At 73.7% G+C, this 12,925-nt stretch carries 13 protein-coding genes; all 13 read right to left on the bottom strand.

The genetic code is table 11. The features are described from left to right. Nucleotides 1-14: 14 nt before the first annotated feature. Nucleotides 15-806: a F0F1 ATP synthase subunit A gene (atpB, locus tag ACFFKU_RS05570; protein WP_380136350.1), complete on the bottom strand. Its 792-nt coding sequence runs from the start codon at nucleotides 804-806 to the stop codon at nucleotides 15-17. Further along, nucleotides 803-1,135 carry a hypothetical protein gene (locus ACFFKU_RS05565; protein ID WP_380136349.1) on the bottom strand — a complete coding sequence of 111 codons (333 nt, stop codon included), beginning with the start codon at nucleotides 1,133-1,135 and terminating at the stop codon, nucleotides 803-805. Before ACFFKU_RS05565 ends, atpB begins: the two co-directional genes overlap by 4 nt. Then, nucleotides 1,132-1,578 (bottom strand): Cg1360 family ATP-synthase-associated protein, encoded by a 447-nt coding sequence (locus ACFFKU_RS05560; RefSeq protein WP_380136347.1) that lies wholly within the window; start codon nucleotides 1,576-1,578, stop codon nucleotides 1,132-1,134. Before ACFFKU_RS05560 ends, ACFFKU_RS05565 begins: the two co-directional genes overlap by 4 nt. Before the next feature lie 148 nt (nucleotides 1,579-1,726). Then, the gene (locus ACFFKU_RS05555) at nucleotides 1,727-2,935 is read right to left on the bottom strand and encodes a glycosyltransferase family 4 protein (RefSeq protein ID WP_380136345.1); all 1,209 of its coding nucleotides are present in this window, start codon (nucleotides 2,933-2,935) and stop codon (nucleotides 1,727-1,729) included. A gap of 3 nt (nucleotides 2,936-2,938) precedes the next feature. Then, complete coding sequence (locus ACFFKU_RS05550) at nucleotides 2,939-3,712, bottom strand: L-threonylcarbamoyladenylate synthase (protein ID WP_380136343.1); 774 nt, start codon at nucleotides 3,710-3,712, stop codon at nucleotides 2,939-2,941. A gap of 49 nt (nucleotides 3,713-3,761) precedes the next feature. After that, the gene (gene prmC / locus ACFFKU_RS05545; RefSeq protein ID WP_380136341.1) at nucleotides 3,762-4,664 is read right to left on the bottom strand and encodes a peptide chain release factor N(5)-glutamine methyltransferase; all 903 of its coding nucleotides are present in this window, start codon (nucleotides 4,662-4,664) and stop codon (nucleotides 3,762-3,764) included. A gap of 36 nt (nucleotides 4,665-4,700) precedes the next feature. Continuing rightward, complete coding sequence (locus ACFFKU_RS05540; protein ID WP_380136340.1) at nucleotides 4,701-6,257, bottom strand: serine hydrolase domain-containing protein; 1,557 nt, start codon at nucleotides 6,255-6,257, stop codon at nucleotides 4,701-4,703. Nucleotides 6,258-6,262: 5 nt separating this feature from the next. Continuing rightward, on the bottom strand, nucleotides 6,263-6,748 hold the full coding sequence (locus ACFFKU_RS05535; protein ID WP_380136338.1) for an ArsR/SmtB family transcription factor: 486 nt from the start codon (nucleotides 6,746-6,748) through the stop codon (nucleotides 6,263-6,265). Between the two features lie 45 nt (nucleotides 6,749-6,793). Then, a complete protein-coding gene (gene prfA, locus ACFFKU_RS05530) occupies nucleotides 6,794-7,864 on the bottom strand; it encodes a peptide chain release factor 1 (RefSeq protein WP_380136336.1) in 1,071 nt (356 codons plus the stop codon). 112 nt (nucleotides 7,865-7,976) lie between these two features. Next, nucleotides 7,977-8,192: a 50S ribosomal protein L31 gene (gene rpmE, locus ACFFKU_RS05525; RefSeq protein WP_380136334.1), complete on the bottom strand. Its 216-nt coding sequence runs from the start codon at nucleotides 8,190-8,192 to the stop codon at nucleotides 7,977-7,979. Nucleotides 8,193-8,373: 181 nt separating this feature from the next. After that, nucleotides 8,374-10,497, bottom strand: coding sequence for a transcription termination factor Rho (rho, locus tag ACFFKU_RS05520; protein WP_380136332.1), 2,124 nt, complete (start codon nucleotides 10,495-10,497; stop codon nucleotides 8,374-8,376). A 320-nt stretch (nucleotides 10,498-10,817) separates the two neighbouring features. Next, nucleotides 10,818-11,738, bottom strand: coding sequence for a homoserine kinase (gene thrB / locus ACFFKU_RS05515; RefSeq protein WP_380136330.1), 921 nt, complete (start codon nucleotides 11,736-11,738; stop codon nucleotides 10,818-10,820). A gap of 101 nt (nucleotides 11,739-11,839) precedes the next feature. Continuing rightward, nucleotides 11,840-12,925 carry a threonine synthase gene (thrC, locus tag ACFFKU_RS05510; RefSeq protein WP_380136329.1) on the bottom strand — a complete coding sequence of 362 codons (1,086 nt, stop codon included), beginning with the start codon at nucleotides 12,923-12,925 and terminating at the stop codon, nucleotides 11,840-11,842.

Genomic DNA, 12,925 nt, shown 5'->3' with positions numbered 1-12,925 from the left:
TTGCGGGGTGGTGGTCAGTGCTCGTCGGAGAGCGCCGCGGCGATGAACGTCGCGGCCAGCATGGTGAACACGTAGGCCTGCAGGAACTCGACGAACAGCTCGAACAGGGTCAGCGCGAACGCCATGCCGAACGTCGGGACCGACAGCAGCTTGAGGCCGATGCCGCCGTGGATCAGGAAGTACTCCGCACCGGAGATGAAGAGCACCAGGATGAGGTGGCCCGCGAACATGTTGCCGAACAGCCGCAGCGACAAGGTCACCGGCTGGATGACGATGATGGAGAGGAACTCCAGCAGCCACACGAACGGCACGATGGGTTTCGGCAGACCGTGCGGGACCAGGTTGCCCAGGTAGCCCCCGAGACCCTTCCGCTTGATCCCGACGTAGTGGTAGGTCAGGTAGACGAAGATCGTCAGCGCCACCGGGAACGCGTACCGGCTCATCGTCGGGTACTGGATCGGCGGGATGACCCCGAACAGGTTGTTCACGAGGATGATCGAGAACAGCGTCAGCAGCAGGGGCACGAACCGCAGGAAGTCGCGGCTGCCGATGATGTCGCGGGCGATGGTGTTGCGGACGAAGCCGTACACCGCCTCCATCGCCATCTGGCGCTTGCCGGGGACGACGGCCAGGCGGCGCGAACCGGCCAGCAGCAGCCAGATGATGAGCGGCGTCGCCAACATGAAGACGATGGCGGGCCGCGTGATCGCGAGCGCTCCGTCCCCGATGAGCGGCTGCCAGAAGATGCCTTGGTCGGGGCTGTTGAAGGTCTCCCCGCCGGCGGCGGCCAGACTGGCCAGGCTCACGTCAACTCCTCCGGACGAACGTCATCGTGGGTGCGGGGCGGCGCGCCGCCCGTCGAACTGGTCTTCGGGTCTCGCTGGTGCGGCGCGCGGTCGTGCGTACCGTACCGGAGCCACAGGTAGTACAGGGTCAGCGCCTTGCCGACGACGAGTCCGATGCCGACGACGAAGCCGGTGCCGATGAGCCGGTCGACCCCCCACCCGGCAAGGGCACCGAGGCCGGCGCCGACGATCAGGTAGGAGGTGATGCTCCAGGCGACCGACTCGGTGAGTTCGGAGGCGCGGTCGGGTCGGGCCACGCGCGGGGCGCGGGCGGCGTCGTGCAGGCTCACCGCGACCCCTTCGTCCCGGGGCCGTCGGTCATGAACACCGGGATCCGCAGCTTGACGAACCCGCGCAGCTCGGCGGCCAACCAGGCCACGGCGGTGACGATGACGGTCAGCCCGAGGGCCGGACCGTCGATCGCGTCGATCCGCGTCAGGGCGACCATCGCGATCCCGAGCAGGACCACCTTGACCGTGTAGACCAGCAGCGCGGTGATCATCACCAGGTGCGGGTTGGACCGGGCGACCCGGCCCATGACGACGAGGCGGGCCCCGAAGAACGCGATGACGATGGCGCCACCGAGGAGCGCGGACAGCCCCACGGCGGGTCCCTGCCAGATCCCGGCCACCAGGGCGCAGACCACGGCGATCACGGCGGCCACCGCGCTGGCGCGGCGGAGCAGGATGCCGAAGGCCGCGTCGGCCTGGCTTCCTGCACCGTTGCTGGTCACGTCTGCTGCTTCCTGTCGTCGGCGGGTCGTCCGAAGGGATTCGGCTCGTCGGCGGGGCCTCGGGGGGCTGCGGCGAGCACCCCGGGAAGGCCTCGTGAAAACTATCACGAGCGGCATCTCCTACAGGACGTAGAAGGTGAGAGAGGGGTCACGTCGCCCCGCTGCCGCTCGGCGTCGGGGCCTCGTCGGGGGCGACCTCCCCGGACGCGGTGCCCACCCCGTCCGTCCCGGACGAGGTCGGGACCGGTCCGGCCGCGGTGGCCCCACGGCGCCGGCGCAGCAGCAGGGGCCCGAAGGTGAACAGCGCGATCAGGCAGCCGGCCCCGGACGCCACGGCCAGCGCCTGCGGGAGCGGCAGGAACGCCGAACTCGCGGCCCCGAAACTCAGGAACGCCGCCCACGAGTACATGACCAGCACGGCGACCCGGTGCGAGTGGCCCATCTGCAGGAGCCGGTGGTGCAGGTGCTTCTTGTCCGGGTGCCAGAACGCCTTGCCCTCCCGCGTCCGGCGCACGATCGCGAGCAGCATGTCTCCCAACGGGATCAGCAGCACCGCGATGGGCAGCAGCAGCGGGAAGAACGCCGGGGCGATCCGTTCCGAGGACACCACCTCGGGGTCCACCGTGCTCGTCGCGGCGATCGTCGAGGACGCCAGCAGCAGACCCAGCATCATCGACCCGGAGTCGCCCATGAAGATGCGGGCCGGGTGGGAGTTGTGCGGCAGGAAACCCAGGCAGCAGCCCACGGTGGCCGCCGCGATGAGGGTCGCCAGCGAGGAGTAGTCGTCGGGCGCCTGCCCGCGCTGCAGCGCGTAGGAGTAGAGGAAGAACGCGATGGCGCCGATCCCGACGATGCCCGCGGCGAGGCCGTCGAGACCGTCGACGAAGTTCACGGCGTTGATGGTCACCAGCACGACCAGCACGGTGATCAGCATCATCGTCTGCGAGCTCAGCAGGGTGACCCCGCCGATGGGGAGCGAGAGCAGGCTGACGCCCTGCCAGCCCATGATCCCGGCGGCGATCACCTGGCCCGCGAGCTTGGTGATGGCGTCGAGGGTGACGATGTCGTCGGCGACCCCGAGGGCGCAGACCAGGAACGCGCCGACCAGCACCCACAGCGGCCCCGGGTCGGTGTCGAAGACCCGCTGCAGGAAGGGGGTCCGGCTGGCCACCAGCAGGGCCGCACCGAGCCCCAGGAGCATCGCCACGCCCCCCATCCGCGGGATGGGCACGGTGTGCACGTCACGGTCGCGGACCGGGGTCACCGCGCCCACCCGTTGGGCCAGCCGGCGCACCACGGGCGTCGTCAGGTACGTCACGGCGGCCGCGACGACGATGACGAGCAGGTAGGCCCGCACGGCTCAGGCGGGGGGTCGCGGGGTCGTCTCGCCCGCGGACACGGGTCCGGCGGCGGGTTCGGAGTCGGGTCCGGGTTCGGAGTCGGGTCCGGCATCGGTCCCGCCGTCGGCGGCGGGTTCCTCGGCCGGGTCCGGGTCGGCCCAACCCTTCGGGACGGCCGCGCGCAGGGTCGCCTCGCTCAGCGCCCCCACCCGCAGGATGCGCAGCCCGCCGTCGGAGGCGTCGACGATGGTCGAGGCCTCCCCGCGCGGGCTGGGCCCGCCGTCGAGGTAGATCCGCACGGAGTCCCCGAGCTGCTCGACGGCCTCCGCGACGGTCGTCGCGGCCGGACGCCCCGACAGGTTCGCGCTGGAGACGGCCATCGGCCCGGTCTTGCGCAGCAGTTCGAGGGCGACCGGGTGCAGCGGCATCCGCAGCGCGACCGTGCCGCGGGTGTCCCCGAGGTCCCAGGTCAACGACGGCTGGGCCCGGCACACGATGGTGAGGGCTCCCGGCCAGAACGCGTCCATGAGCTCGCGCACGGCGAACGGGATGGCCGAGGCCAGACCGTCGACGGTGCGCACCTCCGGCACCAGGACCGGCGGGGGCATCGCCCGGCCGCGGCCCTTGGCCTCGAGCAGCTTGGTCACCGCGGCCGGGGAGAAGGCGTCGGCACCGATGCCGTAGACGGTGTCGGTGGGCAGCACGACGACCTCGCCACGCTGGACGGCGCTGTGCGCGGCCGCGAGCCCGCGGTCGCGTTCCTGGGCGTCGGCACAGTTGAAGGGGGGCCTCACACCGAGGAGTCTCCCACCGCCACGACCGGCCCGGACCGCGACTCCCCGGTCAGCCCTCCCCCGCCGACCCGGCCCGACGCGCCGAGGTCGCGCGGGGACGGTCGGTGAGGTCGCGGTGCCCCGTGATCTCCGTCCATCCCCCGGCCGCGACGAACATGGCCCGGGCGCTGCCGGCCTGGACCTCGGCGTGCTCCAGGACGACGTACCCGCCGGGACGCAGCAGCGTCGCGGCGCGACGCAGGACCCGCCGCGGCACGGCGAGCCCGTCCTCCCCGCCGCCGTAGAGGGCCAGCTCTGGATCGTGCTCGGCGACCTCGCGCTCCTGCGGGACCGCTCCCGGTGGCACGTACGGAGGGTTGCTGACCACCACGTCCACCTGACCCCGGAGGTCCTCGAACGCCGTCGCCGCGTCCCCCAGGCGCAGGTCGAGGGGCACGTCCAGACGCTCGGCGTGCTCGTCCACGTTGCGCCGGGCCCACGCGTGGGCCAGCGGGTCCAGCTCGACGGCGTGCACGCGGGCCCCGGGCAGCTCGGTGGCGACGGCCAGCGCGATGGCCCCCGAACCGGTGCAGAGGTCGACCACGACCGGGCCGGCCTCCCGCCGGACCGCGCGGGCGGCGTCCAGCGCGAGCTGGGCCACCGTCTCGGTCTCCGGGCGGGGGACGAAGACCCCGGGCCCGACCCGCAGCGTGAGTCCGCGGAAGCCCGCGACCCCGGTGAGGTGCTGCAACGGGATCCGGTCGGCCCGCAGCGCGAGCAGCTCGGAGAACCGGACCGGGGTGACCGGCGTCCGCATCACCTGCAGGGCGCTCAGCCGGGACCGGTCGAGGCCGAGGTCGTGGGCGAGCAGCACCTCGGCGTCGACCCGCGGGGTGGGCACCCCGGCCGCGGCCAGCGTCGCGGTGGCCGCCTCCAGCAGGGATCGGACGTCGGAGGCGGACTCGCTCGGCACGCCCGGGACACTACGGGGTCGCGAGCGCGGTCCGGCCTACCCGGGCCACCCGCCCAGCAGGAGCGCGAGGAGAACGACGCTCACCAGCAGGCTGAAGCCCGTGCCGACGACCGGGACGACCCCGGACGGCCCCGGCAGGACCCGCCACCGGGCGAGGTGGACGACGGCGGAGAAGGTCGCGGCGCCGACCGCGACCGCGAACAGACCCGGGGGGACGACGGCCCAGGCCCCGATCCCGGCGAGCAGCGCGACCAGCAGGACCTGGCCCAGGACCCCGTCGAGGACGCCCAGCCGGGTGGCCGACGGGGCGATCCGCGGCCGCAGACCGTGCCGGAGCGCGGCGAGCACGGCCACCAGGACCAGGCCCAGGGTCACCCCCACGGGCAGGGTCAGCAGCCGCTGCGCCGTCGTCGGCGGGGCGACGTCCAACCCGAGCAGGCGGAACGCGATCGTCTGGGACTCGACGGCCGAGGGGGCGGTGAGGGCCACCCAGTCTCCCGTGGCCGGGTCCAGCGCCACGGAGGAGACGCCACCGGCCGTGGCACCGTTGTTGAGGAGCAGCGTCCGGCCCTGGACCTCGGCCCTGAAGAACCCCCAGCCGCTGCCGCTCTCCCCTCCCTGCCACGGGCCCCGGGGGCGGACCGCGTCCTGCCCGGGAGCGGTCCCCGCGGCCACCGCGGCCATCAGTCGACCCAGGTCCTCGGCGGTCGACCACACCCCGGTCCCCGCCGGGGCCGACCCCGCCGAGCGCCAGTCGGCGACGTCGCGCCCGGCGGCGTCGACCTCGTGGGCGTGCCCGGCGGGCCGGGGGTCGGGGTCGACGAGGGTGGCGCCCATGCCCAGCGGGTCGAGGACCCGCTGCCGCAGCAGGTCCGGGTAGGGGATGCCGGCGACCTCGGCGAGGGCGTGCCCGAGCAGGGCGTAGCCGAGGTTGGAGTAGGTGAACTCGCCCCGGGTCCCGCCGCCCAGCTGGAACTGCTGCGCCTCCTGCAGCACCGAGGCGGGGGTCTGGCCGCGGTAGGGGTTGCCCTGGGACAGGTTCGCCGCCACGACCCCGAGGGCGCGCCGACCGCCGACCACCCCGAGACCGCTGCGGTGGGTGGCGAGCTCGTCGAGGGTCACCGTGGCGAGTCCGGCGTCGAGACCGGCGTCCGGGTAGATCTCCCCCAACGTCGTCGTGGCCTCGACCTCACCGCGGGCGACCGCGTCGGCCAGCAGCAGCCCCGTGAGGGACTTGGTGACGGAACCGATCTCCTGCGGTGTGCCGGCCGTCATGGCACGTCGGGAGTCCGGGCGGGCGTCGGCGGCGCCGAGGGCCGCGGTGCGGACCGGCCCCCCGCGCGAGCCGGTGGCGACGGCGAGACCCTGCAGGTCGAGCCCCGCCGATGCCGTCCGCGCCCGCGCCGCGAGGTCGGCGTCGCCGGAGACCTCGGGGCCGAGGCTCGGCGGTCGGGGCAGCCACAGCAGGGCGGTCAGCACGGCGGCGACGAGCGCCGCGACCAGCGCCAGGCGTCGTGCGCGGGGCGGGGTCGTCGGGGTGGGACCGGTCTCGGTCCGGGCCGTCGTGCCGGCAGGGGCGGGGGTGGCGGGCATCGCCGTCACCGGAGCCCGGCGGTCGCCAGCAGGGTCAGCAGGGGGACGACCCGCGCGCCCGGGACGGCGTAGGTGCCGCGCCCGACGGCGTCGAGCCAACCGGCCTCGGTCAGCTGCCGCAGGTGGTGGTAGAGCTGGCCCGACGTGCCCAGCCCCTCCCCCAGCTCGGTGACGGTCCGCCTGCCCTGCAGCACCTTCAGCAGCAGTCCGAGCCGTACCGGATGGGCCAGGGCGGAGAGCGCCGCCACGGCCACGGTCGGGTCGGCGTCGAGCACGCTTGCGGCGTCCGCCGCCTCCTGCCACTCGTAGCGCTCCCCGCCGGGCAGGTCGACGGCGCCCGTCCAGAGCAGGACGGACCGCCCGTCGGAGCGCTCCTTCACGCCCCGCAGGGCCCAGAAGGCCTCGTGGTCGGTGACGGCGGCCGTGTCGGCGCGGGCGGCCTCGAGCGCCGCGATGCGCTTCTCGAGCAGGGACCAGCGTTCCTCGTCCATCACCTCATACTACGGATGAACGTAGATCGTGCAAAGGTTACGTAGTTACGACGTCGAGACGGACTCCAGCTGGGACTGCTCGTCGAGGTCGATGCAGGACCGGACCACCGGGTCGAGCGCCCCGTCGAGGACCTGGTCGAGGTTGTAGGCCTTGAACCCCGTGCGGTGGTCGGCGATCCGGTTCTCGCCGTAGTTGTAGGTCCGGATCCGTTCCGAGCGGTCGACCGTGCGGACCTGCGACCGGCGGGCCGCCGACGCCTGGGCCTCGGCCGCCTCCTGGGCGGCGGCGTGCAGGCGGGCCCGCAGGATGCGCAGGGCCTGCTCACGGTTCTGCAGCTGCGACTTCTCGTTCTGGCAGGACACGACGATGCCGGTCGGCAGGTGCGTGATCCGCACGGCGGAGTCGGTCGTGTTGACCGACTGCCCCCCCGGGCCGGACGAGCGGAACACGTCGATGCGCAGGTCGTTCGGGTCGACCTCGACGTCGACCTCCTCGACCTCGGGCAGGACGAGGACCCCCACCGCGGAGGTGTGGACCCGCCCCTGCGACTCGGTCACCGGCACGCGCTGGACGCGGTGCACGCCGCCCTCGTACTTGAGGAAGTGCCAGACCCCCTCCGGACTGAGCGTCCGCGACTTCACCGCCACCGAGATGTTCTTGTAGCCGCCCAGGTCGGACTCGGTGGAGTCGAGGACCTCGGTGCCCCATCCGCGCTGCTCGGCGTAGCGCAGGTACATGCGCAGGAGGTCCCCGGCGAACAGGGCCGACTCCTCACCCCCCTCCCCGGCCTTGACCTCGAGGATCACGTCGCGGGAGTCGTCGGGGTCGCGGGGCAGGAGGAGGCGCCGCAACCGCTCGGCCGCCTCGTCGGCCGCCGCCTGCAACGCGGGCACCTCGGCGGCCAGTTCCGGGTCCTCCGACGCCAGCTCGTGGGCCGCCTCCAGGTCGTCCGTGGCCGCGCGCCAGGTCGCGTGCGCCTCGACCACCGCGCCGAGCTCGGCGTACCGGCGTCCCAGCCGACGGGCCAGACCCGCGTCGGCGTGGACCGCGGGGTCGGCCAGGCGCTGCTCCAGCTCGGCGTGCTCGCCCAGCAACGGCGAGACGGCCTCGAACACGTCCGTCCTCCTCGGGGACTCGACCTCCCACCTCCCCGTGATCAAGGAAGGGTGGGGGTGGGAAAAGCGACGGCGCCGGCTCCCAGGAGGGAGCCGGCGCCGACAGGGGGTCCTACTTGGCGGCCTTCTTGCCGTACCGCTGCTGGAAGCGAGCCACGCGGCCACCGGTGTCCAGGATCTTCTGCTTGCCCGTGTAGAACGGGTGGCAGGCGCTGCAGACGTCGGCCTTCAGCTCACCGCTGGGCGAGGTGCTGCGCGTGGTGAACGTCGCTCCGCAGGTGCAGGTGACCTGGGTCTCGACGTAGTTCGGGTGGATATCGGCCTTCATGACTCTCCTCGATGCTCCGGGCGGATCCGGGTCGCCCCCTCGCGGACGAGGGACTCACGGCGTGAGCCGGTTCCTGATGGCTTCGGCCAGTCTCCCACAGGAGCTGACCCACTCCGGAACGCCGCGGGCCCGGTGGACATTCCGGGCCCGCGGCGTCCGCGGAGGTCGACGGCGGGACGACTCAGTCGTCGCCGTCCTTGTTGACCAGCGGCGTGGACTTCTGCACCTGGACCAGGAACTCCAGGTTGCTGCGGGTCTTCTTGAGGCGGTCCAGCAGCAGCTCGATGGCGGCCTGCGCGTCGAGCGCGGTGACGACGCGACGCAGCTTCCAGACGGTCTGCAGCTCCTCGCGCGACATGAGGATCTCCTCGCGGCGCGTGCCCGAGGCCGGGACGTCGACCGCGGGGAAGATGCGCTTGTCGGCCAGCTGGCGCGACAGCCGCACCTCCATGTTCCCCGTGCCCTTGAACTCCTCGAAGATGACCTCGTCGGCCTTGGAGCCGGTCTCGACCAGGGCCGAGGCCAGGATGGTCAGCGACCCACCGTTCTCGACGTTGCGGGCCGCGCCGAAGAACCGCTTCGGCGGGTACAGCGCCGAGGCGTCGACCCCGCCCGAGAGGATGCGGCCGCTGGCCGGGGCCGAGATGTTGTACGCCCGCGAGAGCCGGGTGAGGGAGTCGAGGAGCACGACGACGTCGTTGCCGAGCTCCACGAGGCGCTTGGCCCGCTCGATCGCCAGCTCGGCGACCGCGGTGTGGTCGGCCGCCGGACGGTCGAACGTCGAGGCGATGACCTCGCCCTTGATCGTGCGCTGCATGTCGGTGACCTCTTCGGGCCGCTCGTCGACCAGCACGACCATGAGGTGGCACTCGGGGTTGTTCGTCGTGATCGCGTTGGCGATGGCCTGCATGACCATCGTCTTGCCCGCCTTGGGCGGAGCCACGATCAGACCGCGCTGCCCCTTCCCGAGCGGCGACATCAGGTCGATGATCCGCGTGGTCAGGACGTTGGGCTCGGTCTCCAGCCGCAGCCGCTCCTGCGGGTACAGGGGCGTCAGCTTGGTGAAGTCCGGACGGTTGCGGGCCTGGTCGGCCGGGGCGCCGTTGACGGTGTCCACGCGCACCAGCGCGTTGAACTTCTGCCGCTGGTTGGACTGCTCGCCCTCCCGGGGCTGGCGCACCGCACCCGTGACCGCGTCCCCGGGACGGAGGTGGTTCTTCTTGACCTGCCCGAGGGAGACGTAGACGTCGTTCTGACCGGCCAGGTAGCCCGAGGTCCGGATGAACGCGTAGTTGTCGAGCACGTCGAGGATCCCGGCGACGGGCAGGAGCACGTCGTCGTCGTTGATCTGTTCGTCGATCTCGGGCGCACCACCGCCGGGGCCGCGACGGCCCTTGCGGTCGCGGTAGCGGTTGCGGCGACCGCGACGGCCACCGTCCTCGTCGTCGTCGTGGCGAGGGCCACGGTCGTTGCGCTGGTCGTTGCCGCGCTGCTCGTTGCGCTGGTCACCGCGCTGGTCGCTGCGGTCGTTCCGCTGCTCGTTGCGGTCGGTGCGCTGGTTGTCGCCGCGCTCGCGCTGACCCTCGCCCCGCTCGGAGCGGTCCTGCCGGGGGGCCCGCCCCTCGGCGGCGCCCTCGGCCCCGTCGCGCTGCTGGGGCTCGCGCACCGGCATGGACGGCAGCTCGACCTGCTGGTCGGGTTCGCGGACCCGCTCACGGCGGGCCCGTTCGCGCCGCGACGGGCGCTCGGAACGGTCGGGGCGCTCGCCGCGCTCCGGCCGGTCCACCCGGGCCTTGGTGAAGTCGTCGAGGGTGGGGATCGTCGGCGTCGAGGCGTCCGACGCGGCGGTCTCCTCCGCCACGGGGGCGGGCGCCGGGGACTCCTCGGCCGGCGGCGTGGCCGGCTGGGCGGCAGGCTGCGCGGTCGCTTCGGCGGCGGAGGCCTGGCCGTCCTCGGAGCGCTGCGCGGGCACCTCGGCGGCGGGGGCGCCGACGGGGGCCGAGGCCCGGCGCGGGCGGCGGGCCGGGGCCTCCGTGGGCGCGTCCGTACCGGTGACGGGCGCGGCGTCGGCGGGCGCGGTGTCGACGGGCGCGGCGGCGGCGGGCGCGGCCGGACGGGACGGGACGCCGGCCTGGTGGTCGCGGATCGCCGCGAGCAGGTCGACCTTGCGCATCCGGCCGGTGCCGGAGATGCCGAGCTCCGCCGCCAGGGCCTGCAACTGGGGCAACCGCAGCGCGGAGAGGCTGCCGGTGCGGCGCGGCGCCGCGGTACCGGCGTCGGCGGAGATGTCGGTGGTGTCGGTCACGAAGGTCCTTCCCCCTCGTCAGCGACCGGCCGTCAGATGGGCACAGTCGCGATGTCCGCCCGAGGATCGGGCGGTCTGCGGAAAACCACGGAAAGGCCTGACGAACGCCGTGACGGCAGGGCTCAGGCTGAGCGTGGGTGTGCACCCGTGACGGGAAGCCGTGCGAACCGGAACGCGAACCGCCTACGAATGTCGATGTAGGTGGCCGAGGTCAATCCCGAGCGGCCCATCGGTGGGGTGCTTCCTGGAATGGTACACGGCTCGACCTCGAACGCCCGCCCGTACCCCGGGTGGAGCAGTCGCGCGTGTCCCGGACCACCTCAGTCCAGGACCCGTGCGCGTACCCCGTCGGTCGCGATGGGCAGGTCGAGCACGCGCCATCCCGGCCCGGCCAGACCGGCGACCTCAGCGGCCCGCGCGGCCGGGGCCAGCACCAGCGCGCTCGGTCCGGCCCCGGAGACGACGGCCGCGAGACCGCTGCGGCGCAACCGGTCCAGCAACTGTGCGGTGTCCGGCATCGCCGGCGCCCGCTGGGCCTGGTGCAACCGTTCCACGGTCGCCTCCAGGAGCAGGTCCGGGTCGGCGGTGAGCGCGTGGACGAGCAGACCGGCCCGCCCGGCGGTGAGGGCCGCGTCGGCGTGCGGCACCGTCGCCGGCAGCAACGCGCGCGCCCGCGACGTCGCGAGCTCGGTGTCGGGGACGCAGACGACCGCGCGCACGTCGGGGTGCACGCCGAGCCGCACGGCGTGGACGGCACCGGGGTGCCCGGGCCGGCCGGGGTGCGCGTCGTCGTGCGCGCTCCAGGCGATCGTGAACCCACCGACGACCGCCGGGGCGGCGTTGTCGGGGTGCCCCTCCCACCGGGTGGCCTCGCGCAGCACCCGGTCGCGGGTCTGCGCGTCGTCCTCGTCGACGACCCCCGCGGCGGTGAGCAGCGCGCGCGCCGCGGCCAGCCCGGCGACGATCGCCGAGGCCGACGAACCGAGCCCGCGACCGTGCGGGATCACGTTGCGGCACACCAGTTCCAGACCGGGCGCACTGAACCCGGCCGCGGCGAGCTCCTCGCGGACGACCCGGGCCACCAGGTGCCGCGCGTCGGCCGGGACCTTGCCGGCCCCCTCGCCGTGCACCTCGATGCGGGTGCCCTCGGCCCCGGTCCGGGCCTGCACGACGTCGCGCAGCTCCAGGGCCAGGCCGAAGGAGTCGAACCCGGGGCCGAGGTTGGCGCTCGTGGCGGGCACCGACACCTCGACGGCCAGGCCCGACGGCAGCGGGACCGCGGCGGTGCGGTGCAGGTCGACCGGCGTGACCCCGCCGGCCGAGGGTCCGGGAGCGGTGATGGTCAGACCTCCATGCCGAGCGCCCGGGCGATCGTCACGGCGTCGGGCTGGACCCGGACCGGTGCGACCGGCCGACGGGACCCGTCGGGGGCGGCCAGCTCCAAGGCCCACTGCGGGTCCTTCAGACCGTGGCCGGTCACCGTGATGACGATCTTCTGACCGCGGTCGAGCTCACCGGCGCGGGCGGCGGCCAGCAGCCCGGCCGCCCCGGCGGCGGAGGCGGGCTCGACGAACACGCCCTCCTTGGCCGACAACCAGCGGTGCGCCTCGAGGATCTGTTCGTCGGTGACGGCGTCGATGCGCCCCCCGGAGTCGTCACGGGCGGTCGTCGCACCCGTCCAGGAGGCCGGGTGCCCGATCCGGATCGCCGTGGCGATCGTCTCCGGCTCGTCGACGGGGTGGCCCTTGACGATGGGCGCGGCACCGGCGGCCTGGAAACCCCACATGCGCGGCGTGCGCGAGGCCACGCCGTCGGCCGCGTACTCCGTGTAGCCCTTCCAGTAGGCCGTGATGTTGCCCGCGTTGCCCACCGGCAGGCAGTGGATGTCGGGGGCGTCGCCGAGGACGTCGACGACCTCGAAGGCCCCGGTCTTCTGACCCTCGATGCGGTAGGGGTTCACCGAGTTCACCAGCTCGACCGGGTAGGCCTCGGCCAGCTTGCGGGCCTGGGTCAGGCAGTCGTCGAAGTTGCCGTCGACCTGCAGCAGGGTCGCCCCGTGCGCGACCGCCTGGGACAGCTTGCCCATGGCGATCTTGCCGTCCGGCACGAGCACGGCGCAGCGGATCCCCGCCGCCGTCGCGTAGGCCGCCGCGGACGCCGAGGTGTTGCCGGTGGAGGCGCAGATGACCGCCTTGGCCCCGTTCTCGGCAGCCCTCGACATCGCCATCGTCATGCCGCGGTCCTTGAAGGACCCGGTGGGGTTGCAGCCCTCGACCTTGAGCAGCACCTCGCACCCGGTGAGCTCGGAGAGCGCTCGCGCGGGCACCAGCGGCGTGCCGCCCTCGTGCAGGGTGACCACCGGCGTGGTCGCGCTGACCGGCAGACGGTCCCGGTACTCCTCGATCAGTCCACGCCACACGTGCGCCAT

Origin of the sequence: Kineococcus gynurae (assembly GCF_042433995.1) — a bacterium.
Lineage (GTDB): Bacteria > Actinomycetota > Actinomycetes > Actinomycetales > Kineococcaceae > Kineococcus > Kineococcus gynurae.
This window is presented reverse-complemented; position numbering and strand designations above follow the sequence as displayed.